22 protein-coding genes and 1 pseudogene are annotated in these 26,140 nt (G+C 69.7%); 16 read left to right on the top strand and 7 right to left on the bottom strand.

Translation table 11 applies throughout. From position 1 onward, the window contains the following. Positions 1–143: 143 nt before the first annotated feature. Both AB0M88_RS13655 and AB0M88_RS13650 read right to left on the bottom strand, forming a co-directional pair. Positions 144–896 (bottom strand): methyltransferase domain-containing protein, encoded by a 753-nt coding sequence (locus tag AB0M88_RS13655; protein WP_364100351.1) that lies wholly within the window; start codon positions 894–896, stop codon positions 144–146. Between the two features lie 94 nt (positions 897–990). After that, positions 991–1,875: an AraC family transcriptional regulator gene (locus tag AB0M88_RS13650; RefSeq protein ID WP_364100349.1), complete on the bottom strand. Its 885-nt coding sequence runs from the start codon at positions 1,873–1,875 to the stop codon at positions 991–993. Positions 1,876–2,008: 133 nt separating this feature from the next. On the opposite strand from AB0M88_RS13650, the gene AB0M88_RS13645 reads away from it, so the two are divergent. Then, positions 2,009–3,109, top strand: coding sequence for an aldo/keto reductase (locus AB0M88_RS13645; RefSeq protein WP_364100347.1), 1,101 nt, complete (start codon positions 2,009–2,011; stop codon positions 3,107–3,109). 39 nt (positions 3,110–3,148) lie between these two features. Here the strand turns inward: AB0M88_RS13645 and AB0M88_RS13640 are convergent, their stop codons facing one another. Beyond that, a complete protein-coding gene (locus AB0M88_RS13640; RefSeq protein ID WP_364100344.1) occupies positions 3,149–4,054 on the bottom strand; it encodes a LysR substrate-binding domain-containing protein in 906 nt (301 codons plus the stop codon). A gap of 95 nt (positions 4,055–4,149) precedes the next feature. On the opposite strand from AB0M88_RS13640, the gene AB0M88_RS13635 reads away from it, so the two are divergent. The 3 genes from AB0M88_RS13635 to AB0M88_RS13625 are packed head-to-tail and all read left to right on the top strand — an operon-like array spanning position 4,150 to position 7,525. After that, a complete protein-coding gene (locus AB0M88_RS13635; RefSeq protein ID WP_364100341.1) occupies positions 4,150–4,845 on the top strand; it encodes a succinate dehydrogenase cytochrome b subunit in 696 nt (231 codons plus the stop codon). Next, on the top strand, positions 4,842–6,782 hold the full coding sequence (locus AB0M88_RS13630; protein WP_364100338.1) for a fumarate reductase/succinate dehydrogenase flavoprotein subunit: 1,941 nt from the start codon (positions 4,842–4,844) through the stop codon (positions 6,780–6,782). The genes AB0M88_RS13635 and AB0M88_RS13630 overlap by 4 nt, the downstream gene beginning before the upstream one ends. Then, positions 6,782–7,525, top strand: coding sequence for a succinate dehydrogenase/fumarate reductase iron-sulfur subunit (locus tag AB0M88_RS13625; RefSeq protein ID WP_364100335.1), 744 nt, complete (start codon positions 6,782–6,784; stop codon positions 7,523–7,525). The genes AB0M88_RS13630 and AB0M88_RS13625 overlap by 1 nt, the downstream gene beginning before the upstream one ends. 536 nt (positions 7,526–8,061) lie before the next feature. Here the strand turns inward: AB0M88_RS13625 and AB0M88_RS13620 are convergent. From AB0M88_RS13620 to AB0M88_RS13605, 4 genes are all read right to left on the bottom strand, one after another. Then, positions 8,062–9,351: a nucleotidyltransferase gene (locus AB0M88_RS13620; protein ID WP_364100332.1), complete on the bottom strand. Its 1,290-nt coding sequence runs from the start codon at positions 9,349–9,351 to the stop codon at positions 8,062–8,064. Continuing rightward, positions 9,348–9,950, bottom strand: coding sequence for an SLATT domain-containing protein (locus tag AB0M88_RS13615; protein WP_364100329.1), 603 nt, complete (start codon positions 9,948–9,950; stop codon positions 9,348–9,350). Before AB0M88_RS13615 ends, AB0M88_RS13620 begins: the two co-directional genes overlap by 4 nt. A gap of 392 nt (positions 9,951–10,342) precedes the next feature. Then, positions 10,343–11,221, bottom strand: coding sequence for a hypothetical protein (locus tag AB0M88_RS13610; RefSeq protein ID WP_364100326.1), 879 nt, complete (start codon positions 11,219–11,221; stop codon positions 10,343–10,345). A gap of 615 nt (positions 11,222–11,836) precedes the next feature. Further along, positions 11,837–13,780 (bottom strand): amino acid permease, encoded by a 1,944-nt coding sequence (locus AB0M88_RS13605; RefSeq protein WP_364100324.1) that lies wholly within the window; start codon positions 13,778–13,780, stop codon positions 11,837–11,839. Between the two features lie 52 nt (positions 13,781–13,832). Between AB0M88_RS13605 and AB0M88_RS13600 the strand changes: the two genes are divergently transcribed. The 12 genes and pseudogenes from AB0M88_RS13600 to AB0M88_RS13545 form a co-directional block, all read left to right on the top strand. Further along, positions 13,833–14,651, top strand: a complete 819-nt coding sequence (locus tag AB0M88_RS13600) for an SDR family NAD(P)-dependent oxidoreductase (RefSeq protein WP_364100322.1) — start codon at positions 13,833–13,835, stop codon at positions 14,649–14,651. Next, positions 14,648–15,649 (top strand): aldo/keto reductase, encoded by a 1,002-nt coding sequence (locus tag AB0M88_RS13595; protein WP_364100319.1) that lies wholly within the window; start codon positions 14,648–14,650, stop codon positions 15,647–15,649. Before AB0M88_RS13600 ends, AB0M88_RS13595 begins: the two co-directional genes overlap by 4 nt. Positions 15,650–15,655: 6 nt before the next feature. Then, positions 15,656–16,342 (top strand): monooxygenase, encoded by a 687-nt coding sequence (locus AB0M88_RS13590; RefSeq protein ID WP_364100316.1) that lies wholly within the window; start codon positions 15,656–15,658, stop codon positions 16,340–16,342. Beyond that, positions 16,339–16,917 (top strand): GNAT family N-acetyltransferase, encoded by a 579-nt coding sequence (locus AB0M88_RS13585; RefSeq protein ID WP_364100313.1) that lies wholly within the window; start codon positions 16,339–16,341, stop codon positions 16,915–16,917. Before AB0M88_RS13590 ends, AB0M88_RS13585 begins: the two co-directional genes overlap by 4 nt. Next, complete coding sequence (locus AB0M88_RS13580) at positions 16,917–17,651, top strand: carotenoid biosynthesis protein (protein WP_364100310.1); 735 nt, start codon at positions 16,917–16,919, stop codon at positions 17,649–17,651. The genes AB0M88_RS13585 and AB0M88_RS13580 overlap by 1 nt, the downstream gene beginning before the upstream one ends. Beyond that, positions 17,648–18,727, top strand: coding sequence for a glycosyltransferase family 2 protein (locus tag AB0M88_RS13575; protein WP_364100307.1), 1,080 nt, complete (start codon positions 17,648–17,650; stop codon positions 18,725–18,727). The genes AB0M88_RS13580 and AB0M88_RS13575 overlap by 4 nt, the downstream gene beginning before the upstream one ends. Positions 18,728–18,882: 155 nt before the next feature. Continuing rightward, positions 18,883–20,331: a phytoene desaturase family protein gene (crtI, locus tag AB0M88_RS13570; RefSeq protein WP_364100304.1), complete on the top strand. Its 1,449-nt coding sequence runs from the start codon at positions 18,883–18,885 to the stop codon at positions 20,329–20,331. A 73-nt stretch (positions 20,332–20,404) separates the two neighbouring features. Beyond that, positions 20,405–20,797, top strand: a complete 393-nt coding sequence (locus tag AB0M88_RS13565) for a response regulator (RefSeq protein ID WP_364100301.1) — start codon at positions 20,405–20,407, stop codon at positions 20,795–20,797. 28 nt (positions 20,798–20,825) lie between these two features. Then, the gene (locus AB0M88_RS13560; RefSeq protein WP_364100298.1) at positions 20,826–21,677 is read left to right on the top strand and encodes a MarR family winged helix-turn-helix transcriptional regulator; all 852 of its coding nucleotides are present in this window, start codon (positions 20,826–20,828) and stop codon (positions 21,675–21,677) included. A gap of 434 nt (positions 21,678–22,111) precedes the next feature. Beyond that, complete coding sequence (locus AB0M88_RS13555; protein ID WP_364100295.1) at positions 22,112–22,612, top strand: SAV_6107 family HEPN domain-containing protein; 501 nt, start codon at positions 22,112–22,114, stop codon at positions 22,610–22,612. 182 nt (positions 22,613–22,794) lie between these two features. Then, a pseudogene (locus tag AB0M88_RS13550) lies at positions 22,795–23,433 on the top strand (hypothetical protein); the annotation flags it as partial. A gap of 836 nt (positions 23,434–24,269) precedes the next feature. Beyond that, positions 24,270–26,140: DNA polymerase Y family protein (locus AB0M88_RS13545; RefSeq protein WP_364100293.1), on the top strand; the 1,871-nt coding region annotated here is incomplete at its 3' end.

Here is a 26,140-nt window from a genome sequence, read left to right as displayed (position 1 = left end):
TCACCCCCGTCACTTAAGGTCAACTCATGATTGCGCATGGTCGAACAAGGTCAGAAAACGTTACGTCTATATCCATACGTGGCGATGAGGATCATCGGATTGGCACTCTGCCAATATGTGACCTGATTCAAGATTTTTGACGCTCAGCGACTGACGGGTCGCACTACGGCGACCACAATCAATTCGCCGTCCTCACTGAGCCCGACCGGCTCCCGCGACCATCCACCATAGATCCGGTCCACGTCGAATCCGGCCGCCTCCAGACTCGACCGGATCTCCCGCTCGCTGCGGAACCGCATGGTCGACTCGCTGGTGCGCTCCTCCCCGTCACCGAAGAGATAGTGCCCGGTGAACGTGACCACCCGGTCGGTCTCATCGGTCACTTCGGCCCAGACGTCGACCGCCTCACCGCCGGGCAGCACCACAGTGCGCCGGGAATCCACCGGGTTCCACGTCGTCCACCGCTCGTAGTCGGGATCACGGCTGTCGAAGATCAGCCGGCCGCCCTGGCCGAGCGACCGGCGCAGGGCCCGCAGCGCGCCCCGCCACTCGCCGTCGTCGACGATGAACTGCGCCACGTGACTGGTCATGAGCGCGGCGTCGAACGCTCGCGCGGGCAGCCTGTCGGCGCCGCCCTGGACCCACTTCACCCGCTCGGCCCCCGCCTTGCGCCGGGCCGCCTCGAGCGACGCCGCCGCCGGCTCGACCCCGGTCACCTCGTGCCCGGCCTGAGCCATCGCGATCGCCAGCCGCCCGGTCCCGCACCCCAGATCGACCACCCGCCGGGCCGACCGCTCGGCGAGCACCGACATGAAGAGGTCGTCCTCCCACCCCCACACGAACTCGGCGTCGTAAACCTCCACCAGCCGCGGATCCTCGAACTCACCGTTACGCACAGCGAGGATCGTAAATCCGCCGAACCGATCGGAAAGCCCCTGGTGGACAAGTGCCCGAAAAGTCGCCCCCGCCTGCTCTATTCGCCACCGTGCGTCACCGGGCCGGTTCGACGACCGTCCGGCCCGCATCGTCACTCGGCGGGCTGCCGAACATGCGCCGGTATTCCCGGCTGAACTGCGACGGGCTGTTGTAGCCGACCGCGAAGCCGGCCCCCGCGACGTCGCGCGGGGCCGCGGCGAGGTGGAGCCGGGCCCGCTGCAGCCGGATCTGCTTCTGATATTGCAGCGGGCTCATCCCGGTCGTCGCCCGGAAACGGCGGTTGAGCGTCGGCACGCTGACCCCGACATGGCCGGCCAGATCGGCTATCCGGATCGTCTGGTCGAAATGATCGGTTATCCAGTGCACCGCGCGGCCGACGAGCGAGACATGGCTGTCGGCATGACCGATCTGCTGGACCAGGTCGCCGGCCGGCCCGGTCAGCAACCGCCAGTGGATCTCCCGTTCGGCGCTCCGCGCGAGGACCGTGAAGTCACGCGGCCGCTCGACCAGGCGCAGCAGCCGCACCACCGGCTCCAGCAGGTCGTCGTCGGCGTCGGCGACCGCCATGCCCGGGCCGGGCGCGGCCGGAGGACGGGCCGGGGCGTCGGGCAGCAGCTCGACAATGAGCTCGGGACGCAGCCTCAGCCCGAACGCGAGGAACGGGTCGGCCCGGGTGACGTGGGCGGACACGGGCAGGGCCAGGGTCGTGACGAGGTACTGGCCGGTCCGGTGCCGGAACTCGCGCCCGGCCAGGACCGTCGACTTGGCCCCGCCGGCGATCAGCGCCAGGGTCGGCGCGGTGACCGAGCTGATCGGCTGAGTGACCTTGGTCAGGGCGACCACCTGCATGCCCGGTAGCCAGGAGCCCCGGCCGGGCGAGGTGTGCAACCGGAGGATCAGTGCACGCAACTCCTCCATGGCGTTTCCCACGGCCTTCATGATGCCACACGATTATCTGACCGCTTTGTGCAGCACATTGATCGGATCGTTCTAGGAGCCGCCGTTCGACCGCGCGAGGCTTGATTCAGGTCGCTCGCCAAGAGAGCGAACAATCGGATTTCAGGAAGTGCACATGTCCCTCGACTCGTATGTCTCGCTCGGCCGTTCCGGATTGCGTGTCAGCTCTCTCGCCCTGGGCACGATGACCTTCGGCGAGGATTGGGGGTGGGGCGCCTCACCGGAGGTATCCGCCGACATTATGTCGGCCTATCTCGACCACGGCGGCAACTTCATCGACACCTCCAACGGCTACACTTCCGGCCACGCCGAGAAAATTGTCGGAGACTATCTCGCCGCGCGGCCGGAACTCCGTGACCGGCTGGTGCTCGGCTCCAAGTTCTTCATCAACCTGCACCCGGGCGATCCGAACGGCGGCGGCGCCGGGCGCAAGGGCATCATCGCGCAACTGGACGCCTCGTTGCGCCGGCTGCGCACCGACTATCTCGACATCTATTGGCTCAACAATTACGACCCTTACTGGTTGGACAACTATCAGCCCGCGATTCCTCTGGAGGAGACCCTCCGTACGCTCGACGACCTCGTCGCCGCCGGCAAGATCCGGTACATCGGCATATCGAACCTTCCGGGCTGGAAGGTGGCCGAGGCGAGCCTGCTGGCCGAAATGAAGAACTGGGAACCGGTCATCGCGATGCAAATGGAATACTCGTTGCTGGAGCGCACCGGCGAGGCTGAGATAATCCCGGCGGCCCGGGCCTTCGGCGTCGGCGTGGTTCCGTGGGGCGCCCTCAAGAACGGTTTTTTGTCGGGCAAATATTCGAGCTCGCGGCCGATCCCGGCGGACGGCGGGCGGGCCGGCATGCTGGGCCTGCCGCAGCCCCGCCACTATCCGATCATCGACACGCTGAACGAGGTGGCCGACGCGGCCGGGGTCAGCTCGGCCACGATGGCGATGGCCTGGGTGCAGCAGCGGCCGGGAGTCACCGCCACACTGATCGGTGCTCGGACGGTGGAACAGTTGGAGACCAACATCCGGGCGCTGGACCTGGTGCTCACCGACGACCAGCGCAAAGCGCTCGACGACGTGTCGGCGACCCCGTTCGCCGTTCCGGCGAGCGCGAACGCGAACGCGCCGATGCTCCAGTTCGGCGGAATGTCGGTGGACGGGACACGCTGGCCCATGCATCCCGCGCACGACGACTCGGCCCACCGCTGACCGCTCGCGAACGGCGTGGCCCGGCGATCGGGGCGGTCGCTACAACGGCCGTACGCCCAAGGGGAGCTGTTGGGTCGCGATATGCGCGAGCAGAGTCGCCCGGAGGGCCTCCGCCGCGTGCGGAAGCACCGTCCGTTTCCGGTGGGCCAGGGCGATCGTCCGCTGCATGCCCGGGGGCGCCAGCGGCGTCGCCCGCAGCAGCGGACGATTGACCAGCACCATGCTCGGCACCAGCGCGACCCCCAGGCCCGCCTCGACGAAGGCGAGCACCGCGTCCATCTCGCCGCCCTCGACCGCGAACTTCGGGGTGAAGCCGGCCATCCGGCAGGCTTCCAGGGTGACCCCGCGGATGTCGTAGCCGGCCCGGAACATCACCAGCGGGGTGTGTTCCAGTTCGGACAGGGCGATCTGCTCGTACGGTGTCGGCGCGGACAGCGGCGAGGCGACGACCAGGCTCTCCCGCAGCACCGGCCTCGCGTCTAGGAGATCGTCCGGTGACGACTGGACGACCAGGGCCAGGTCGAGCCGGTGGGCGTGCAGGTTCTCGATCAGGTCCTGCGAGCTGCCCTCGATCACGTAGAGCTGGATCTCCGGGTGTTCGGCCCGGAACGTGCGCAGCACCTCGGGCACCAGCGACGAGCAGAGGCTCGGGGTGGCGCCGAGCCGCACCTCGCCGCGCCGCAACCCGACGATGTCGGACACCGCCGAGCGGGCCGCGTCGGCGTCGGCGACCATCCGCTGGGCCAGCGGCAGCAGCGCCGCGCCGGCCACGGTGAGCGAGACCGCGCCCCGGATGCGTTCGAAGAGGGGCGCGCCGAGGGACGCTTCGAGGGTGTGAATCTGCTTACTGAGAGTCGGCTGAGCGACGCCCAGATTGTCAGCAGCTTGGGTGAAATGCCGGGTCTCGGCGACGGCGAGGAAGTATCGAAGTTGTTGCAACTGCACCTGGATAGCCTATCGCTATCGTTACCCCTTTGATCATGCATTAGACGAATCGCTCGGCGGTTCCTACCGTCCAAGGAGTGGCGGTAGATACAGCAGTGCGGAAGGCCCCGGCCCCCGCGCGGAGAAGAACCCGAAGCAGCGTCGGGCTCAAGATTTTCATGGCCGTGACCGGCATCCTGCTGGTGCTCTTCCTGTACCTGCACATGGCCGGCAACCTGAAGATCTTCTTCGGCGGGACGACGTTCGACCACTACGCGGCCTGGCTGCGCACGATCGGCGAGCCGCTGCTGCCGAAGACCTGGTACCTGTACATCCAGCGGACCGTGCTGACGGTCGCGGTCCTCGGGCACATCGCCGCCGCCACGATCCTGGCCCGGCGCGCCGCCAAGGCCCGCCCGGTCAAGTACAAGCACCGGCCCAAGGTGCAGGGCAGCTATGCCGCCCGCACGATGCGCTGGGGCGGCGTGATCATCCTGCTCTTCGTGATCTTCCACATCCTCGACCTGACCACGGGCACGCTCAACCCGGTCGGCGACAAGGCCAACCCGTACGGCAACGTGGTCGCCGACTTCGCCCCCCACCGTTGGTACGTGACCCTGTTCTACGCGCTCGCGATCGTCGCGGTCGGCTTCCACCTGCGGCACGGCCTGTTCAGCGCCGTCCGCACCCTCGGCCAGCAGAGCCCGCGCGGCGAGCGCATCGCCCGGGCCACCGCGCTGGTCCTCAGCCTGGTCCTGGTCATCGGCTACCTGAGCGTGCCGTTCGCCGTTCTGACGGGAATCGTGAAATGACCGAGTTCTGGAACGAAGGCGACCCGATCGCCGACACCGCCGCCCCCGACGGCCCGATCGAGACCCGCTGGGAGCGCCGCCAGTTCGGTGCCAAGCTGGTCAACCCGGCCAACCGCCGCAAGCTGACCGTGATCGTGGTCGGCACCGGCCTGGCCGGCGGCTCCGCGGCGGCGACCCTGGCCGAGGCCGGTTACCACGTCAAGTCGTACTGCTATCAGGACTCGCCGCGCCGCGCCCACTCGATCGCGGCCCAGGGCGGCATCAACGCGGCCAAGAACTACCGCAACGACGGCGACTCGATCTACCGCCTCTTCTACGACACCGTGAAGGGCGGCGACTTCCGGGCCCGCGAGTCCAACGTGTACCGCCTGGCCAGCGTGTCGGTGAACATCATCGACCAGTGCGTGGCCCAGGGCGTCCCGTTCGCCCGCGAGTACGGCGGCCTGCTCGACAACCGCTCGTTCGGCGGCACCCAGGTGTCGCGCACGTTCTACGCCCGGGGCCAAACGGGTCAGCAGCTGCTGCTCGGCGCCTACCAGGCGATGGAGCGGCAGATCGGCCTGGGCAACATCGAGATGAACGCCCGCCACGAGATGCTCGAGCTGATCGTGGTCGACGGCAAGGCGCGCGGCATCGTGGTGCGCGACCTGGTCAGCGGCGAGATCACGACCGAGATGGCGGACGCGGTCGTGCTCGCGAGCGGCGGCTACGGCAACGTCTTCTTCCTCTCGACCAACGCCAAGGGCTGCAACGTCACGGCTTCGTGGCGGGCCCATCGCCAGGGGGCGTTGTTCGCGAACCCGTGCTACACCCAGATCCACCCGACGTGCATCCCGGAGTCGGGCACGCACCAGTCGAAGCTGACGCTGATGAGCGAGTCGCTTCGCAACGACGGTCGCGTGTGGGTTCCTCTCAGCCAAGAGGACAAGAGAAATCCGAGCGACATCCCCGAAGAAGACCGTGATTACTACCTTGAACGGATTTATCCGGCTTTCGGGAACCTCGTTCCCCGCGACATCGCCTCCCGGGCCGCGAAGAACGTCTGCGACGAGGGCCGCGGCGTCGGCCCCGGCGGCCTGGGGGTCTACCTCGACTTCGCCGATGCGATCAAACGACTCGGGCGGAAGGCCGTAGCGGAAAAGTACGGCAATCTGTTCGAAATGTACGAGCGCATCACCGGCGAAGACCCCTACAAAACGCCCATGCGCATCTACCCGGCGGTCCATTACACGATGGGCGGCCTCTGGGTCGACTACGACCTTCAGTCGACGATCCCGGGCCTGTTCGTGGTCGGCGAGGCCAACTTCTCCGACCACGGCGCCAACCGCCTGGGCGCGTCCGCGCTGATGCAGGGTCTCGGCGACGGGTACTTCGTCCTGCCCAACACGATCAGCAACTATTTGGCGGCCGGCCCGTTCGAGAAGGTCGACCAGGATCACGCAGCGGTGAGGCAGGCGCGCGAGGCGGTTCAAGAGCGACTTCAGAAACTCCTGAGCATCGACGGCGACCGAACCGTCGACTCGTTCCACCGCGAACTCGGCCACATCATGTGGGAGTACTGCGGCATGGAGCGCACCGAAGAGGGCCTCCTCAAGGCGATCGGCCTGATCCGCGGCCTGAAAGAGGAGTTCTGGCAGCGGGTCAAGGTGCCCGGCACCGGCGAGCAGCTCAACCAGAACCTCGAAAAGGCCGGCCGCGTCGCCGACTTCTTCGAGCTGGCCGAGCTGATGTGCATCGACGCCCTGCACCGGCGCGAGTCGTGCGGCGGCCACTTCCGGGCCGAATCGCAGACCCCGGACGGCGAGGCCCTGCGCAACGACGAGGAGTTCAGCTACGTCGCCGCGTGGGAGTACTACGGCGCCGACGGCAAGCCGACCCTGCACAAGGAAGACCTCGACTTCGAGTACGTCCACCCGAGCACGCGGAGCTACAAGTAATGGACATCAAGGTCAGGGTGTGGCGCCAGAACGGCCCCGCTTCCTCCGGTCAGATGGTCACCTACGACGTCAAGGACATCTCGCCCGACGCCTCGTTCCTCGAAATGCTCGACGTCCTCAACGAGAAGCTGATCCTCGACGGTGACGACCCGGTCGCGTTCGACCACGACTGCCGCGAGGGCATCTGCGGCATGTGCAGCATGGTCATCGACGGCGTCGCGCACGGCCCGCAGCGGGCCACCACGACCTGCCAGCTGCACATGCGGCACTTCAAGGACGGCGACGTGATCGACGTCGAGCCGTGGCGGGCGAGCGCGTTCCCGGTGATCAAAGACCTGGTCGTCGACCGCGGCGCCTTCGACAAAATCATCCAGGCCGGCGGCTACATCACGGCCCCGACCGGCGCGGCACCCGAGGCCCACTCGACGCCGGTGCCCAAGAAGGACGCCGACCTGGCCTTCGAGGCGGCCACCTGCATCGGGTGCGGCGCCTGCGTCGCCGCCTGCCCGAACGGCTCGGCGATGCTGTTCACCGCGGCCAAGGTCGCCCACCTCGGCCTGATGCCGCAGGGCCAGCCCGAACGCGACAGCCGCGTCATCGACATGCTCCAGGCCCACGACGACGCCGGCTTCGGCGGCTGCACCAACGCCGGCGAGTGCACCACGGTCTGCCCCAAGGGCATCCCGCTCACCCTGATCGGCCGGCTCAACAGCGACTACCGCAAGGCCGTCCGCAAGGGCTGATCTCCGGGGCCGGGCACAACGGTGTGCCCGGTTCCGGGCCCAACGGCTCCGAGGTCTGCTCGCGCTTCCCGCGAGCGGACCTTTTCCGTACGGGCGGCCAACCCCCACAACCACACGCGCCACCACCCGGACGCACCACCCCAGAGACGTCCACACCCGCCCGACGGCTGCCCCGGCCACCGACCGCACCGCCACCGTCCCGCGGGACCGCCTACTACATCGCTGCTTCGGCGGCTGCTCAACTGGAGGAATGCAGATGCCCGGCCATACTCGCTCTGCAACTCTCCTTCCGGGGACGACGACTGGAACGTGCCGCTGGGATATCCGCCGGCGTTGACGCTCGGAAAAGATGGAGATGCTGTCGCGTCCGGTTCCAGGTTGCGAGTAATCAAGGCGTAGGCCAGTGGCTCGCAAGGTAGGCCCGGAGGTCGACGAGTCGAAGTCTCCGGGCCTATCTTGCGGTTTCCTTTGCCGGGTCACCCATTCGAGGATCAAAACGGTCGCCGGCAAGGACGATCATCACCACCCCTGTAGCACTATGCCCCGTTGGAGCTGATCGGGACGTCGATGATGTCCCGTGCGACCACGATCCCGTCCTTGACGATGTAGCACTCGACGAGGTGCTGCCCGCGGAAGACGGTTCGCTCGTGCCTCACGCTGGGGCGGTTCGAGGAGATGATCTGGCCGCGGATGTTGTTCCGGCGCTCGGCCTCGTCCCCTCGGTTCAGCACCTTCCATTTCACGTCATACGGCTTTGGGACGCTGCACTCGGTGATCTTGAAGTCGAGGCTCTTGTTCGCGAGGAGTGGAGTCCCGTCGCCGAGCATCCTTCGCAGCAGGGTTGGTCGCCAGCCGTTCTGCGTGACCTCGCAGTCGATCATCACCGAATGACCGATGTCGACGGGGAACAAGTTCTCGATGAATTCCTCCGTGTCTGTGAACGATCGGGTGGACTTGGTGGCCTCGAGCGGAACCGCCTTGCCGAACACCTCGCGCCGCTTCTTGTTCGCAGATGCCTTGCCCTCGTTGGCGATCGCCTCGACGCAGCGGTTGTATGCCTTCGTCGCTTTCGGCTGGAACCGCCTCTTCACCGTCACGCGTTGGTTGCTGCCCAGTGCGAGGTAGTAGTCCTGGTCGGGCTCGTCTGCGAGGAACTCGAAGAAGTCGCGGACCATGTAATCGAACCAGGAAGAACTTTTGTCGTCGTACTCGGTGGTGGTCGAGAAAAACCGATGTACCAGCGTGTCGATGAGCAGGCCGCCCATGACCACGCCGTTCGTGTCCTTCCACGCCCGCGCCATCCGAGCGAGGTGGCGCATGTTCTTCGACGTGCGATCGTTGCAGTTCTTGGTCGCCGTGATCTCTTGGCGCGGCTTGGTGACCTTCCAGCTCTTGGATTTCGTGTCCGGGTAGTCGAAGCTGCCGTCAGCATTCTCGAAGGCCGGCTGAACCTCGAATTTGAACTTGTTGCTGGTGAACTGCACTCGCACGACGCACTGGTCGACCCGGATCGTGGTGTTGGGATAGCGAGCCTTCAGATCATCCCGGACGCGGTTGAGGATCCTCTCCGGCCCAGTCTCGCTGTTGTAGCTGGAACAAAGGTTGGCCGGCAGGATGTAGATCATGTCGAGATCGGATACCCCACGGATCGCCGTGTGCCGTCCGTAGGAGCCCACCATGAGCCGGTTCGCGGTGGATCCCTCAACCGACCTGAAATCCTTGTTCAGGGCCTTGGTGATCTGATCCCGACGCAGGGCGATGGTGGTGCTGGCGTTGCCAACCTTCAGGTTCTCGAGAAGGGCGTCAAAGATCTCCGGCACCTTCATGCGGCCACCTCGCCCTTGTTGAGCCGGAGTGCCTCTGGGAGGAAGAGGTCGATCTCGCGTGACGTGAACGTCAATTCCTCGTTGTTCTTAAGCCCGTCCTGCGCCTTGCCATATGCTTTGGATGTGGTCCTGGGCGCCTCGGCGTAAGCCGCGCGCGTGGCCTCCTGGAGCTTGTCGCGACGCTCACGGGCATCGGATGCCGACGTCGCACCGGACATCATGTCGGCGATCAGAGACAGGTACGACTCGCGTACGTTCCAGAGGCGCGAGGCGATGTCGCGGTGCGCCTCAGCCTCTTCGCCCAGCTTGAAGCTCTTTGTCGCGAGGGTCAGCGTCGTGACGATCAGGGCTATGAACGACGTGACGAGACCAGTGATCTGGGGGCTCACGAGTTTCCCAAGCAGCGCCGCGAGGAACGTGCCGGCGCTGGCCGCCGTGAAGACGACAAGCGCAGCCTGTTGGCGGCGATGCCTCCGGAAGCACAGGTCGGCCTGCTTCTCATGGGTCTTGTGGCTGTAGACCACACGACCGAAAACCTCGCGGACCTGGGCCAACAGGTACTCGTCTCGCTCTGTCTCGACGGCAGGGTCTGTCGCCATCTCTCCCCATTCTCTCCACCAGTTAGGAGGGCCCCAGGGGCGCTGAGCTGGGCAAGCGAAGATCACACCTTGGCGGAGTAGCTGAGGCCAAGGCGTGAGTTCGGGGTATGGTCCTGACACCACATCAAGGAGTTGGCCCCGGACGCCGTCGCCCGCGCGCGAGGCGCCCGGGGTCCTTCTGTTTGCAGTGGACATCGTAACTGAACGTGCCGACAACTTGTGTCGATGATTCGGGCCGGTTCGCACAGGTGTTCCGATTCCGCAGCTCACGGCGCAGGTGGACGAATCGAAGATCGTCACGCTCCGTTGGGTGGCTAGATCCAAGTAACACCAGGTCACTGTCGATCGTGTCATCTGCCGAAGAGGCCTTGGTCGTCCTGATCGCGCGCTCGTCAGCTTGCTCGAGAACTGCTCGGTCCGACCGGGACTCCCGCGACAACCGCGTCGAGATAGTCAGATTGCGCCGCCGTGGGCCTGATGTAGTCGGCGACCTCGATGCCGTTGGCGTTCGCGGCATCGAAGACTGTCGCCTCGGCGCTGGCTGCGACGGTGTCGGTGAAGACGTCCATGCGGCGGGACCATTCGCGGGCGAGGACGGAGCTGACGTGGCGGTGGTAGAGGATTCCGCGGCCGCCGAGGCGGTTGCGGTCGAACCAGCGGGCGCTGCGCCCGTGCCGGTCGATGCTGTGCTGGTGGGGGCTGGGCATGTTCTGGCCGCCGAATCCGCGTTGCTCGCGGTAGGTGGTTCGCGCCGGGATGGGCGGGCGCCAGGAGTCGTCGGCGATCCAGTGGGCGATCGGGTCCTTTGACACTCGGGGCCGGTAGCCAGACTCGCGCAGCCGTGGGGTGACTTCAGCGGCGAAGCGGCGCTGCTCGCTGGGGCCGCCGGCCGCGAGACGCTGCCAGTGCAGGGAACCGATGAGCGCGGCGAGTTCGACGGCTTCGGAATAGCTGGCCTCGACCGGCTTGACCGGCGTGGCGCGTTGCCTGAGCGCGGTCGGGGTGGCGCGTTCGGCCGCGTAGCCGACGGGGATCTGGTCGAGCAGGTCGCGAGTGATCTGTTCGGTGCCGTCCTCGATCGCCAGGATGGCCGCGCCGCGGACGAGCTGGGATAGGCTGCCGATCATCCCGGACGTGCGGCGGTAGAGGTATTCGGCCAGTTCGACCAACGTTCCGGCGCGGTGCTGCTGCAGCCGCAGCATCGTTTCGAGGGTGGAGACCAGAGCCCGCCACGCGGTGCGCTGCTCGCTCGTGCCGGAGGCCAACGGCATGACGCGATCAGTGTGAACCAGCCGGCGATCTGCCGTCCCCGGACTCCGGCGAACAGGCCTCGGACCTCGGCGTCGATGCCGGCATAGACGAAGGTGGCGGGGAGCCGCTCAGCGAAGTATTTGAGCTGGTGAGCAGGCATCTTTGGATCAATCGACGGCCGTTGACCACGAACACACCAGCACCGAGCGAGTTCCCACCAGGCCAGGAACGGATGGCCGGCGGCTCGCCAGGCTGATCGGCGCATACCGCGAAAGCCTCAGCCTGGCCCAGGACGGTGATCCCTCCTGGCGGCGGCCGGAATCATCGAGGCACTCGGAACAGATACTGAAGCGGCCAGATGCGAGCAGTGCGGAAACGTGCCGGGCGCGACCGCGCGTGGTTGACGAGGAAACCGCCCGACGGCTCTTCTTTCCCGCACGGCGTTGGCGTGCAGCAGCCAGAAGCACGATCGCGGCCGGCCCGAACGCGTCGCGTGCGCCCCGGTCCGCCCCAGCGTGTGGGAAGACCGTGCCGAGGACGGCCGTACCGAGGGTGGCGCCGAGCAGTTGCACCGCGTTCGGCAACCGGGCCGCCGCGGCGCCGTGGTGAAGAACGGCCCGGCGAACAGGCACGGGCTAGCCGACGTGGATTCGGGGGCGGCGGTCCGGTGACGGCTCGCCGCTCCGGATGATCTCGCGGACGACCGGGGCGGTGTCGCCCCGGCCCAGCAGCAGATAGCGGAACAGGTGCATCAGCGGGCTGCCCTCGGCCCACTCGAAGTAGCAGTGTGGCAGCACCCCGGTCGCGTCGCGCAGCGCCAGCAGCACGGCCGCGATCGCGTTGGGCGCGGCTGGCGAACCGACCCGCAGGATGCGATAGCCGGCGACCTCGAGGCCGCGCACGTGCAGGACCTCGCTGAAGTCGGACGGGTCGACCACGTCGATCTCCAGGAACAGCAGGTCGGCCTGGCCGGGCACCGGGTTCATGCCGCGCTGCTCGCCTTCCTTGGCCGAGTATTCCGCCTCGTCGCCGGCCTGGCGGCGGTTGGAGATGATGTTGAGCTGGCCGTCGTGGGCGATCGACTCGGTCACGAACCGGCGGGCCGTCTCGTCGAACTCGATGCGGTCGGCCCGCAGTTCGGTGGTGCGGGAGACCCGGGACACCAGCGACACCAGGATGATGCCGGCGACGAACACGGCCGAGATCGCTATGCCGTCCGGCTTCTCGACGATGTTGTCGCCCAGGGCGTACAGCAGGATCAGGGTGAGCACCGCGAAGCCGGCAGCGGCGCCGCGGTTTTTCGAGCGCAGCGCCGAGATGAAGACCGCGACCGCTCCGGAGACCATCATCGCGAGGATGCCAGTGGCGTAGGCCCCGGCCTGCGCGTTGACGTCGGCGCGGAAGAACAGCGTGATGCCGATGCTGATCGCGGTGTAGACCAGCACGACCGGGCGCACGGCCCGGCCCCACTCGGGCGCCATGCCGTAGCCGGGCAGGTAGCGGGGCACGATGTTGATCAGGCCGGCCATCGCCGAGGCGCCCGCGAACCACAGGATCAGGATGCTGCTGATGTCGTAGACCGTGCCGAAGACCTCGCCGAGCTTTTCGTGGGCGAGGTAGGCGAGGGCGCGGCCGTTGGCCTCGCCGCCGGGCTGGAACGCCGCCTTGGGGATCAGGATCGTGGTCACGAAGCTGGTCGCGATCAGGTAGACGCTCATGATCGCCGCGGCGGTGGTGAGCAGCTTGCGGGTGTTGCGGATGCGGGACGCCATGTCCGGCGCCTTGATCAGCGGCATCATGCTGACCCCGGTCTCGAAGCCGGACAGGCCCAGCACCAGGGCCGGGAAGGCCAGGATCGCCGGCCCGAACACACTGCCGCCGGAGGTCAGCCGGGATGTCCAGCCGGAGAAGGCGCCCGGCGTGGTGAAAACGTCGACGACGCCGACGACGGTGATCACCGCGTTGAGGACCAGGAAGATCGCGACCAGCGGGATCGCCACGCCGACCGCCTCGCTGAAGCCGAGCAGGAAGACGAAGCAGAGGATCAGCAGCAGGATCACGGTGATCAGCACGCCGTGGCCGTGCAGAAACGCCGGGAGGACCGGATTCTCTGACATGTGCACGGTCGCGTCGGCCGCCGAGAGCGTGATCGTGATGATCCACGAGGTGCACACGAAACCGAGCAGGACCAGCACGAACAGCTTGCCCCGCCAGAACGGCAGCAGGTCTTCCAGCATCGCCACCGAGCCCTGCCCGTGCGGGCTCTCGTGGGCGACCCGGCGGTACATCGGCAGCATGCCGAGCAGGGTCAGCCCGACGATCAGCAGGGTCGCCAGCGGGGAGAGCGCACCGGCGGCCAGCGCGGCGATGCCGGGCAGGTAGGACAGAGTCGAGAAGTAGTCGACGCCGGTCAGGCACATGACCTTCCACCACGACTGCTCGTGCCCCTTCTGACCGGTCGATTCCGGCCCGACCGGCGCCACCCGGTGGGCCAGCAGCCAGCGGCTGACCGCGTGCCGGGGCAGGTGCGGGCGAACCGGGCTGTCGACCTCGGCCGGCATCTCGATCTCGGTGCTCATCTCATCCATTCCGGAAGGCGGCGGCGACGTGCAGATGCCAGGATAGGTTTCGATGACACGCACAATCGTGATTACCGGCGGCAACTCGGGAATCGGGCTCGCGGCGGCCGAGCAGCTGGCGGCCGCCGGTGACGACATCGTCCTGGTCGGGCGCGATCCGGGCCGCCTGTCGGCGGCGGTCGAGCGGGTCCGGGCGGCCGGGCAGGGCCGGGAGCCGGGCCGGTTCCAGGCCGATTTCGATCGGCTGGCCGACGTACGCGCGCTGGCCGCGCATCTCCTCGCGACCTGTCCGAGGATCGACGCCCTCGCCAACAACGCGGGCGGCATCATCATGGGCTACCGGCGTACCCCCGACGGCCTGGAGTCGACGATCGAGAGCAACCACCTCGCGCCGTTCCTCCTGACCAACCTGCTGCGCGACCGGTTGCGCGGCGCCCGCGTCGTCGGCACCTCCTCGGACGCGCACACCCGGGCCGTGCCCGACCCGCACGACTTCACCGGCGATCCGAAGACGTACAAAGCCTGGACGGCCTACGGCGCCGCCAAGTCGGCCAACATCCTCTTCGCCGCCGAGGCCGCCCGCCGCTGGCCCGACACGCTCAGCGTCTCGTTCCATCCCGGTGTGGTGCGCACCAACTTCGGCGACCGCGGCATGCTGCGCCTGTTCTACCGGTTCGCGCCTTTTCTGGTGACGCCCGAGAAGGCGGGCGCGTTGCTGGCGTGGTTGCTCACCACGCCGGCCGAAAACCTGGTCAACGGCGCCTATTACGTGGGCCACCACGCCGTACCGCCGAAGGGTCGCGCAAGCGACGCAGATCTCGCCGCCGAGCTGTGGAAGAGCAGCGAAGCTGCGGTAGGCATTGTGGAATGAGATATCGGACCCTGGGCAACAGCGGCCTCCGAGTCGCCGAGGTCATCCTCGGCGCGATGACCTTCGGCGAGCAGGGCGGTGTCGGCGCCCCGGTCGAGGAGTGCCGGCGGATCCTCGACGTCTACGCCGAAGCGGGCGGCAACGCGATCGACACCGCCATCAACTACCGCAACGGGCTGAGCGAGGAGATCCTCGGCCAGCTGCTGGCCGGGCGGCGCGAGCAGTTCGTGGTGGCCAGCAAATACACGACGACCCGCGACAAGAACGACCCCAACGGTGGCGGCAACGCGCGGAAAAACCTGCGGGCCTCGCTCGAGACGAGCCTGCGCCGCCTCGGTACGGACTACCTGGACGTCTACTGGGTGCACGTCTGGGACGCGTCGACCCCGATCGAGGAGACGATGCGGGCGCTCGACGACGCCGTACGCGCCGGCAAGGTGCTATACGTCGGCATCTCGGACGCCCCGGCCTGGATCGTGTCGCGGGCCAACGCGCTCGCCGAGTGGCACGGCTGGAGCCCGTTCATCGGGTTGCAGGTGCCCTACAGCCTGCTGATGCGCGACATCGAGCGCGAGCTGCTGCCGATGGCGACCGCGCTCGGGCTCGGGGTGACCGCGTGGAGCCCGCTCGCCGGTGGTGTGTTGTCGGGCAAATACACGCAGCCGTTGTCGGGATCGGCCCGCCTTGATCCCTCCACCCTGGATGAGAAGTCGCACGCGGCGGCCCGGGCCGTGCAGGCGGTGGCCGATGCGGTGGGCGCTACGCCGTCGCAGGTCGCGATCGCCTGGACGATGCACCGCTCGGAGTCGATCATCCCGATCCTGGGGGCGCGCAGCGTCGAGCAGATCCGCGACAACCTGGGCGCGACCGACGTGAAGCTCACCTCCGCGCAGATGGCCGAGCTGGAGAAGGCGACCGAGTTCAGCCTCGGTTTCCCGCACGACTTCATCAACGACATCGCGCCCTGGGTGTTCGGCGCCGGCTACCTCGGGGCCTGAGCGTCGATGCCGGTCACTCTGCACGTGTGGCGGGTGCCGCCGCGCCGGGTGCCGGCGGCGATGCTGCTGATCGGGCTCGGACGGCTGCGGCGGCCGTCCGGCGTCCGGTTCGCGAAGTTCCTCGGCACCGGGACGGGTGATTCGTTCGGTCTCGGCGACGCCGATCTGACCCGCTATGCGGCGGTGACGGTCGCCGAGCGGGATGTCCGGTTCTCCGGGTGGGACCGGGTGGCGGTCTCGTCGGCCCGCGTCGAGTTGGAGCCGCTGGTCAGCCGGGGGCGCTGGTCCGGCGTCGAGCCGTTCCGTCCGTCCGGGGCGGCCCGCGATGCCGGCGGCATGGTGCTGGCGCTGACCCGCGCGCGGTTGAGGCCGTCGAGGGCGATGACCTTCTGGCGGGCGATACCTGCGGTGGCGGCCGAGCTCGCTTCGGCCCCCGGGCTGTTGGCGCGATTCGGCATCGGGGAGGCGCCGATCGGCTGGCAGGGCACGGTCAGCCTGTGGCGGGACGCGACGGACCTGACCCGGTTCGCGTACCGTCAGCCGGAGCACCGTGCGGTGATCGCGCGTACCCCGGTCGATCGGTGGTATGCGGAGGAGCTCTTCGCCCGGTTCGCCGTCCTTCGCATCGAGGGCGACCGGGGCGTGCTGGGCTGGCTCGGGGAAGAAGACGAAGGGACACAGGCGAAGCGATGAGGCTCGTTGCGTGGCAGCCGGACGACCTGCTGCGGCGGCTCGACGACGTGGTCGCGGTCTACGGCGAGGCGATGGGCTACCGGCAGGAGCTGCTGCAGACCCGCCGCGGCTACATCGGCGCCCACGTGCGGCGCGCCGGCTTCCGGGCCGTCGCCACGCTGACCACCGACGGCCGGCTGGCGGGGTTCGGCTACGGCTACACCTCGGGCCCCGGGCAGTGGTGGCACGACCAGGTGCGGTCGGCGCTCACCGACGACGCGCGGGAGCAGTGGCTGACCGACTGCTTCGAGGTGGTCGAGCTGCACGTGCGGCCGGCCGCCCAGGGGCACGGGGTCGGGGCGCGTCAGCTGCGGGCGCTGCTGGCGATGGCCGACGGCAAGACCGTGCTGCTGTCCACCCCCGAGGCCGACGAGCAGAAGTCGCGGGCCTGGCGGCTCTACCGCCGCTTCGGCTTCGTCGACGTGCTGCGCCATTTCCACTTCCCGGGCGACGAGCGCGCGTTCGCGATCCTCGGGCGGGAACTGCCGGTGGTCGAGCGGCCGGTCGAGGACTCGCCGGGCATCGTCGGCATCTGATGGTTCGGCGGCTCCCATGGGCCTTGCTCGGCGTGCTGGTGCTGGTGCAGATCGCTTACCCGTTGACCGACGGCCGGGCCCGGGCCGGGCTGACCGTGGCGACGGTGGTGCTGGGTTACGTGCTTTCCGTCAGTCACGCCTGGTGGCGCGGATCGGGCCTGGTTCTGATCGCCGCGGCCACCGGCGGCGGCTTCGCGGTCGAGGCGATCGGCGTGGCCACCGGCTTCCCGTTCGGCCATTATGACTATTCCGGACAACTCGGCCCGAAGCTGCTCGGCGTCCCGCTGATCATTCCGCTCGCCTGGACCTGGATGGCGTGGCCGGCCTGGTTGGCGGCGCTGCGCCTCACGACCCGAAAATCCGGGCAGATCGCTCTGGCGGCGGTCGGTCTCGCCGCCTGGGATCTCTTCCTCGACCCGCAGATGGTCGCCGAGGGCTACTGGACCTGGCGGTCACCCACCCCGGCCCTGCCCGGCGTCCCGGGCGTGCCGATCGGCAACTACCTGGGCTGGCTCGGCTTCGCGATCCTCCTGATGGTCGCGCTGGCCCGGTTCGGCGGCGAGACGATCCGGACCCCGCGACCGGGTGACGCGCCGATTCTCGCGCTCTGGTTATGGACGTACGCTTCGTCCGTGCTCGCCCACGCCGTCTTCCTGGGCCTCCCGGCTTCCGCGGCCTGGGGCGGCGTGCTCATGGGCGTGGTCGTGGTGCCTTTACTGAGGTTCTTCCGGTGATCTGGCTCCTGCTCCTGCCGTGGATCGCCCTGACCGTCCACACCGTTGTCAATGCGTCTCTTCTCCGGCGCCTCAGTTTCGACAAAACGGATGAAACGGTCGCCATTCTCCTGCCGCTCCGCGATGAGGCCGATCGTCTGTCGCCGTGCCTGCGGTCGCTGCTTGGACAATCCGGACAAATCTATGCCCTGGACGACGGCTCGACCGACGGCACCGCCGACCTGGTCCGCGCCATCGGCGGCGACCGCGTCCACCTGCACACCGGCGCCCCGCTCCCGCCCGGCTGGCTCGGCAAACCCCACGCCTGCCAACAGCTCGCCGACCTGGCCCCCGACGCCGACGTCCTGGTCTTCGTCGACGCCGACGTGGTGCTGGCCGAGGGCGCGGTGGCTTCGGCGGTCGCCCTGCTGCGCCGCGCGGACGTCACGCTCCTCTCCCCGTACCCCCGCATAGCCGGCGCCGGACGCCTCGTCCAACCACTGCTGCAGTGGTCCTGGCTCACGTTCCTCCCGCTGCGCGCGATGGAACGCTCCCCGCGCCCCGCACTGGCCGCCGCCGGCGGCCAATGGCTGGTCATCGACCGGGCCGGCTACCACAAGGCGGGCGGCCACGCCGCCGTCCGCGACGACATCCTGGAAGACATCGCCCTCGCCCGCGCGGTCAAACGCTCCGGCGGCCGCATCGCGCTGGCCGACGGCTCCGGCTTCGCCACCTGCGAGATGTACCAAACCTGGCCGGAACTCACCGCCGGCTACGCCAAGTCGCTCTGGGCATCCTTCGGTCCGCGACCCGCCGCCGGCGCCGTCGTGGTCCTGCTGCTTTTCCTGTACGCGTCCCCGCCCTTGACAACCGCAGCATTCCTGGCGACCGGACACGTCGCCCTGGGACTGCTCGCGCTGGCGGCCTATGCGCTCGGGGTGACCGGCCGCGCGGTGACCGCCCACGCAACCGGCGGCCGCCCCTGGCCCGACGCCCTCCTGCACCCGGCCGCGATAGTGGTCTTCGCGTGGCTGGTGGCCCGCTCCTTCCGGCTCCACCGCCGCGGCACCCTGACCTGGAGAGGACGACCCGTATGACCCGCGGCTCGTCCCGCCCCGACCATTCCCGCTCGGATCGTTCCCACGTAGACCGCTCCGGCCCGGGCCGCCCCCGCCCTGAACTGGGTGGGGCGAGTAAAGCAGCCGGGTCCGACAATTTTTCGGCGTTCTCCACCGGGCCGCACCGGGTCGTCGTGATCGGAGCGGGCGTCGGCGGGCTGGCGGTCGCGATCCGGCTCGCCCAGGCCGGGCATCACGTCGTGATCCACGAACGCTCCGGCACGACCGGCGGCAAGCTCGGCGTCTACGAGCGGGACGGCTTCCGCTTCGACACCGGCCCGAGTCTGCTCACGCTGCCCCAGGTCTTCGACGGTCTGGGCCTGGATCTGGAGCCGGTCCCGCTCGACCCGGTCGTCCGGCACGTCTTCCACGACGGCACGATCCTCGACTCCTCGTCCGATCATGACGTCTTCCGGGAGCGCATCGCGGCCGCGCTCGGCCCGGCCGCGGCCGAGGACTGGGAAAAATTCTGGAAGCGAGCCGAACGGATCTGGGACGCCTCCTGGCGTTCGGTGCTGCGCCGCCCGGTCACCCCGGCCACGCTGGCCGGCCTCTCCTGGCGGCTCGGCGACCTGCGGGCGATCGCGCCGGGCCGGTCCTTCCGCGGCCTGGGCCGGCGTTACCTCGGTGATCCCCGCCTGCGGATGCTGCTCGACCGCTACGCCACCTATACCGGAGCCGACCCCCGCCGGGCACCGGCCGCGCTCGCGGCGATCCCCTACGCCGAACTCGCCTTCGGCGGCTGGTACCTGCCCGGCGGCCTGGGCACCCTCGCCGCCGCGATGACGGCCCGCTGCGCCGCCCTCGGAGTGGAGATCGTTCTCAACTCCCAGGTCGCGCGGATCGAGACGACCGGCGGCGCCAAGTCGGCCGGCCGCCGGGTGCGCGGGGTGCGACTCGCCTCAGGCGCGCACCTCCCGGCCGACATCGTGGTGTCCGACGCGGACGCGCTCGACGTCTACCGCGACCTCCTGCCCGACCCGCCCCGGCTGGCCCGGCTCGCCGACCGCAGCCTGGCCGGTTTCGTCCTGCTGCTCGGGGTCCGCGGCGAGACCCCGGAGCTGGCCCACCACACCGTCTTCTTCCCGGACTACTACGACACCGAGTTCGACGAGATCTTCGGCTCGGCGTCGCGGCGGGCCCGCCCGGCCTCCGATCCCACCGTCTTCGTCACCCGCGCCACCGACCCGGCCGTCCGCCCGCCGGGCACCGAGGCCTGGTTCGTGCTGGTCAACGCTCCGCGCCACGGGCCCGAGTGGTCGGCCGTGGACTGGCGGCGGCCGGGGCTGGCCGACGCGTACGCAAAGCATGTTCTCGCCGTGCTGGCCCGGCGCGGTCTCGATGTGCGCGACCGCCTGATTTTCCGCGAATCGCGAACTCCGGCCGATCTGGCGGATGCGACGGGCGCGCCCGGGGGAGCGATCTACGGGACCGCGGGCGGCCTGACGCGCCCGGCCAATCGTGGCCCGGTGCCGGGGCTTTTCCTGGTCGGCGGCTCGGTCCACCCGGGCGGCGGCCTGCCGATGGTCACCCTGTCGGCTGAGATCGTTGCCGACCAGATAAGGCGTTTGCCCGCTTTGTAGGCTTTTACGGCGGATACTGAAACCCCGAAGGCCGGATCATGAAGGCCGGATCATGAAGGGGCGGTGGGCCGCAATGGCCGTGCTGGTGACGGCGGAGGACGACGAGGACATCCGGATGCTGGTCACCCGGTCGCTCCGTAATGCCGGTCACCAGGTGATCGCGGTCGCCGACGGCCGGGAGGGCCTGGCCGCGGTCCGCAAGCACCACCCGGACGCCGTGATCACCGACATCGACATGCCCTACATGACCGGATTGCAGATGTGCCGCGAGATTCGCCGGGATCCGGAGTTGAAGCACATCCCGGTGGTCGTGGTCAGCGGCTCGCTCGACTTCCAGGACACCCTCGCCCTCGAGGCCGGGGTCACCGCGGTCATCGCCAAGCCGTTCGTCGCCGGCGTGCTCCTGCACCAGCTCACCGAGGTCCTGGCGCACCCGTCGCAGCGAGCCGGAAAGTCTCTGACCTAGGTCAGAGGCTTTCGGTAGTGTGACGGTCGTGGATCCGATCGAGTCTGTCCGTGACTTCAATCGCTACTACTCCCAGCGCATCGGCGCCCTCGACGACCACTACCTGGGCCAGGACCGCCCGCTCCGCGAGGCCCGGCTGCTGTTCGAGATCGGCGACGGCGCCGACCTGCGCGAACTGCGGGCCCGGCTGGCCCTCGACTCGGGTTACCTGAGCCGCCTGCTGCAGGCGCTGCAGAAAGACGGCCTGGTCACGGTGGGTGCTCACCCCGGGGACGGCCGCCTACGCTTCGCGAGGCTCACCGCTTTGGGCGTACGGGAGAGGGCCGAGCTCGACGCTCGATCGCGCCGCAGTGTGGAAGTCCTGCTCGGGGCCCTGTCCGAGGCGGAGCGCGACGAGTTGGTGGCGGCGCAGTCGCAGGTGCGCCATCTGCTGCGAAAGGCGACCGTGACGATTTCGGCGATCCCGGACGCCTCGCCGGAGGCGCTGGAGTGCCTGCGTTCCTACGCCGCCGAACTGGCGGTCCGCTTCCCCGAGGGCTATGACGAGTCGGCCCTGATCGCCCCCGGTTCCACCGCGTCCTTCCTGGTGGCGCGCGAGGACGGGCGTCCGGTGGGGTGCGTGGCCTGGGTTTCTTTCTCCTCTTTTGGGGAGGTGCGGCATCTGTGGGTGTCGCCGGACGCGCGGGGGCTCGGGCTGGGGCGGCGGTTGCTCTCCGCGGTGGAGGCATCGATCGCCGCTGACGGGCTCGGCGAGGTGCGGCTGGGCACGCATCCGGCGCTGTCCGAGGCGATCGCGCTGTACCTGAGCAGCGGTTATCGGGAGATCCCGCCCTACGGCACCTCGCCCTACGACCGGCTGGCCTTCGAGAAGACGTTGTAGTTGCTTTTTTGTCGTACCCGAGTGCTAGTCTTCTTCTCAGTTAGAACGGATGTTCGAAAGTCTAGGACCTGTGTTCTAACTCCGGAGGCGGTGTTTCGCGGCACGGCTTCCGGGTGCGGTGCCCGCGAAGCATCGCACACGAGGCTCGAGCATTCGCGGGTTCGAGCCTTCAGACAAGGCAGGACCGTCGTCCGCTACCCCCGACCCCCGGGTGGCGGGCGGCGGACCCGCCGGCGAGGTCCGGCCGGGTGTGGTGTGGGGAAGCTTCACACCCGGCCGGCTCCTCGGTTTGAAGCACGCCCGGTTTGAAGCACGCCCGGTTTGAAGCACGTTGATGAAACACAGGGCACTGCGCCCTTCCCCCGCAGTCCCTTCGCAGTTCATCTCGTTCGGCCCAGCAAAGTCGGATGCGACATATGCGAGGAGAGACGACCATGGCGAGCTCCACGGCGCCAGGCCTGCTGCCGGCCCCCGGCTTGGCGCATGCGCCGACCGCGGCCGCTCAGGTGGCGGCCCCCACGGTTCCGGCGCACATGCTGCCGCACCGCACCCCGGCCCAGCTGCTCGGCATAGCCCGGCAGGGCCTGTCCGAGGCGGCACGCACCCGCCCCGACGGCCTGCGCTACGCCGCGGCCCACATGGCCGCCCTGCGCGCGGCCGCCGCCGTGCTCGCGGCCCGCGCCCGCCCGGCCGCCCCGACCCGGCGCAGCAAGGCGACCAGCGTCTGGTCGCTGCTCGTCCTGGTCGCGCCCGAGTTCGGCGACTGGGCCAACTACTTCGCCCTGGGCGCCACCAAGCGCGCCGCGGCCGAGGCCGGCATCCCCCGCGTGGTGAGCCCCCGCGAGGCCGACGACCTCCTGCGCGCCGCCGAACAGTTCGTGGCGATCGTCGAGTCCTCACTGGGCCTCACCTATCAACCTCCGCTGGCCGCCTGACCCAGGGCATCGCACAGGACAAACCTTGGACACTCGCACCGCCCGGCCGGAGGGGGACGGGCGTTGCGCGTGCATGCCTCACGACTGGTCACGGATGACCTGTCTTCGAAGGCCGCGGAGTGCGGCCCGCGGCCTCGGCACGGCCGGGCGGCGCGGTGACACGGCTACACGAGCGGGGAACGATGGCGGGACGCATGATCAGCGGTGCGGCCGCCCTGGCCGAGCTGGTTCGGCCGGCCGGCGAGCACGACGCGCCGGGCGTACACCGGGTGTTGCCGGTCGTGCCCGAGCTGAGCGGCCTGCTGCCCGGCCGCGGCCTGCGCCGGGGAAGCACCGTCGCGGTGGCGGCCGGCCGGTCCGCACCGGCCGGCGGCTCGACCTCCCTGCTGCTGGCGCTGCTGGCCGAGGCCTCCCGGTCGGGCTCGTGGTGCGCGGTGGTCGGCATCCCGTCGCTGGGCGCGCTGGCCGCCCAGGAGAGCGGCATCGACCTCGACCGGCTCGCCCTGGTGCCCGACCCCGGCCCCGACTGGCCCACCGTCATCGCCGCCCTGATCGACGGGGTCGACGTGGTCGTCACCGCCATCCCCGGCCAGGTCGCCCCCACCATCGCCGACCGCCTGGTCGCCCGGGCCCGCCAGCGCGGCAGCGTGCTGATGCCCTTCGGCCCGTGGCCGGGCGCCGACGTCACCCTGCAGGTCACCGCCTCCCGCTGGGAGGGCCTCTCCCTGGGCCGGGGCCGCCTCCGCCGCCGCGAGGTCACCATCCTCGCCCGAGGCCGCGGCGCCGCCGCCCGCCCCAAGGAGATCACCCTCTGGATGCCCGGCCTCACCCACCGGCCGCCATCCCTCCCGCCCACCACCGGCCAGTCCCCGCCCACCCCCGACTCTTTCCAGCCCACCCCCGCCGAGACCCCACCCCGGGGCCTCCGCGCGGTCTCGCCCGCCTCCGTCCCCCCAGCTGCCGATCCGGCTTTCCGGGCCCTGGCTCGTTCCGTCCGCTTCTCGCCTGGTGGTCTTCGCGCGGTGGTCGACCGCCCAGCTGCCGATCCGGCTCTCCGGCTCTTGGCTCGTCCCGCCGGCCACCCGGCCTCCGCCGAGCCGCCGCGTCGGCGTCCGGCCGGGGATGGCGGTGGGCCGAGTCGTCGGGTGTGGACAGCGGCGAAGCAACGTCAGAGCCCGCCCGCAACGGACTGGGGTGCGACCGGTCACCCCATAGCAACGCCGACGAGCCGGCCGGCCGGCGTGGCCCGCCCGGAACATCTGGCCATGGCGCTCACTCCTACTGCCGAGCGGTCGTCTCCCGTCCTTCCGCATCCGGTCCGGCGCCTTCTCTCACTGGTCCGTTCCGCGCACCGGGTCGGGCGTTCACTTCGGTACTCGGCGGGGCCGGTTCTTTCCGGTCAACAGGCCGGGCGTTCGCTTCGTTCACTTCCGCTCGACGCGGCCGGTCCTTTCCAGTCGTTCGCTTCCGCTCTTGATGTGACCGGTCCTTTCCGGTCGTTCGCTTCCGCTCTTGATGTAGCCGGTCCTTTCCGGCCGGACACGGCGCAACGGGGGAGCGCGGCCACCGGCCAGATCACGCTGGCCGGGATGAGCGGCGCGGATCCGGACACAACGCAACAGGCGATCACGGCCACCGGCCGGGCGGCGGTGGCGGGGTGAGCGGCGCGGCCGGGCGGACGATTCTGGTGTGGTGTCCGGACTGGCCGGTCATCGCGGCCGAGATCGTGGACGGGGTCGGTGCTTCCGGGCCGGTCGTGGTGTTGCACGGGAACCGGGTGGTGGCCTGTTCGGAGGTGGCGCGGCTGGAAGGCGTACGCCGTGGGTTGCGGCGCCGTGAGGCGCAGAGCCGGTGCCCGCAGCTGGTTGTGGTCGAGCATGATCCCGCGCGGGATGCGCGGGCGTTCGAACCGGTCGTCGCGGCCGTCGAAGAGGTTGCGGTCGGGGTCGAGGTGATCCGGCCGGGGACCTGTGCGCTGGCGGCCCGCGGCCCGGCCCGCTATTTCGGCGGCGAAGAGGCCGCGGCCGAGCGGATCGTCGAGCAGGTCGCCGAGGCATGTTCCGTGGAGAGCCAGGTCGGGATCGCCGACGGGGTGTTCGCGGCCGGGCTGGCGGCGCGGGACGGGCTGGTGATCGGGCCGGGAGAGACGCCGCGGTTCCTGGCCGGGATGACGATCGAGGCTCTGGAGCGGCCCGAGCTGACCGACCTGCTGACCCGGCTCGGCGTCAGGACGCTGGGCGACTTCGCGGCCCTGCCGGCCGCGGACGTCATCACCCGGTTCGGCTTCGACGGTGCTTTGGCTCACCGGCTCGCCGCCGGCCTCGACAACCGGCCTCTTTCCGTACGCCGTCCGCCCCCCGACCTCGACGTCTCCGAAACCTACGACGAGCCGCTGGAACGGGTGGACGTGGCCGCGTTCGCGGGGCGGGTGCTCGCCGAACGACTGCACGAGAAGCTGGCCGCCCACGGCCTGGCCTGCACCCGGCTCGGCATCGAGGCGGTCACCGCCGACGGCCAGGAACTCCACCGGGTCTGGCGGCACGACGGCACCCTCACCGCGGCCGCCATCGCCGAACGGGTCCGCTGGCAGCTCGACGGCTGGCTCACCGGCGCCCGCCGCGGCGCCCCGGCCCGGCCCACCGCCGGCCTGGTGCGGCTGCGGCTGATCCCCGACGGGGTGCTGGTCCACCTGGGGCTGCAACCGGGCCTCTGGGGCGACGCCGGAGCCGAGCGGGAACGCGCCCATCGCGCGCTCAGCCGGGTGCAGGGCCTGCTCGGCCCGGAAGCGGTCGTCACCCCGGCGGCCGGCGGCGGCCGCTCGGCCGACGACCAGGTACGCCTGGTCCCGTGGGGCGACGAACGCACCCCCGACCGCCCGTCCGCCCCCCACACCGACCCGATCCCCGACATCGCCCTCGCGCCGGTGCTGGCCCTCACCCCGGAGACCCGCCTGGCCCCGGTGATCCCGCTGCACTCCCGCCCCGACCCCGGCGACCCCGAACCGGCCGACCGCCTCGCGGAGGTCTTCCGCCTCCCGACCTGGGAAGAGAGGACCTCGGCCCGGCCGGCGACGGAGGAACGAGCACCCGCGCGGCCGGCGGCTGAGGCGCGGGCGGCGGCTGAGGCGCGGGCGGCGGGTGAGGCGCGGGCGGCGGGTGAGGCGCGGGCGGCTATGCGGCCGGGAGGTGAGAAGTGGGCGGGTGCGCGGCCAGCGGGTGAGGAGCGGGAGGCTACGTGGCTGGCGGATGGGGAGCGGGCGAGTGCGTGGCCGGCGGGTGAGGAGCGGGCGGCCGCTCAACCGAAGCGGGAGGAGCGGGTGGTCGCGCTGCCGACGCGGGAGGAGCGGGTGGTCGCGCTGCCGACGCGGGAGGAGCGGGCAACTGCTCAGATCGCGCCCGGGAAGCTGACGCTTGCCCAGCCCGGACGGACACCCGCCTCCGAGCGGGCGGCCTCCGAGCGGCCGGCCTCCGAGCGGGCGGCCTCCGAGCGGCCGGCCTCCGAGCGGCCGGCCTCCGAGCGGGCGGCCTC

The sequence above is a fragment of the Actinoplanes sp. NPDC051411 genome, assembly GCF_040682075.1.
GTDB lineage: Bacteria > Actinomycetota > Actinomycetes > Mycobacteriales > Micromonosporaceae > Actinoplanes.
This window is presented reverse-complemented; position numbering and strand designations above follow the sequence as displayed.

Coding starts and splice junctions, on each gene's coding strand:
- AB0M88_RS13650 (WP_364100349.1), bottom strand. CDS start 1,875: ATGAAGGCCGTGGGAAACGCCATGGAGGAGTTGCGTGCACTGATCCTC.
- AB0M88_RS13645 (WP_364100347.1), top strand. CDS start 2,009: ATGTCCCTCGACTCGTATGTCTCGCTCGGCCGTTCCGGATTGCGTGTC.
- AB0M88_RS13630 (WP_364100338.1), top strand. CDS start 4,842: ATGACCGAGTTCTGGAACGAAGGCGACCCGATCGCCGACACCGCCGCC.
- AB0M88_RS13625 (WP_364100335.1), top strand. CDS start 6,782: ATGGACATCAAGGTCAGGGTGTGGCGCCAGAACGGCCCCGCTTCCTCC.
- AB0M88_RS13620 (WP_364100332.1), bottom strand. CDS start 9,351: ATGAAGGTGCCGGAGATCTTTGACGCCCTTCTCGAGAACCTGAAGGTT.
- AB0M88_RS13615 (WP_364100329.1), bottom strand. CDS start 9,950: ATGGCGACAGACCCTGCCGTCGAGACAGAGCGAGACGAGTACCTGTTG.
- AB0M88_RS13610 (WP_364100326.1), bottom strand. CDS start 11,221: ATGCCGTTGGCCTCCGGCACGAGCGAGCAGCGCACCGCGTGGCGGGCT.
- AB0M88_RS13605 (WP_364100324.1), bottom strand. CDS start 13,780: ATGAGCACCGAGATCGAGATGCCGGCCGAGGTCGACAGCCCGGTTCGC.
- AB0M88_RS13600 (WP_364100322.1), top strand. CDS start 13,833: ATGACACGCACAATCGTGATTACCGGCGGCAACTCGGGAATCGGGCTC.
- AB0M88_RS13595 (WP_364100319.1), top strand. CDS start 14,648: ATGAGATATCGGACCCTGGGCAACAGCGGCCTCCGAGTCGCCGAGGTC.
- AB0M88_RS13590 (WP_364100316.1), top strand. CDS start 15,656: ATGCCGGTCACTCTGCACGTGTGGCGGGTGCCGCCGCGCCGGGTGCCG.
- AB0M88_RS13585 (WP_364100313.1), top strand. CDS start 16,339: ATGAGGCTCGTTGCGTGGCAGCCGGACGACCTGCTGCGGCGGCTCGAC.
- AB0M88_RS13580 (WP_364100310.1), top strand. CDS start 16,917: ATGGTTCGGCGGCTCCCATGGGCCTTGCTCGGCGTGCTGGTGCTGGTG.
- AB0M88_RS13565 (WP_364100301.1), top strand. CDS start 20,405: ATGGCCGTGCTGGTGACGGCGGAGGACGACGAGGACATCCGGATGCTG.
- AB0M88_RS13555 (WP_364100295.1), top strand. CDS start 22,112: ATGGCGAGCTCCACGGCGCCAGGCCTGCTGCCGGCCCCCGGCTTGGCG.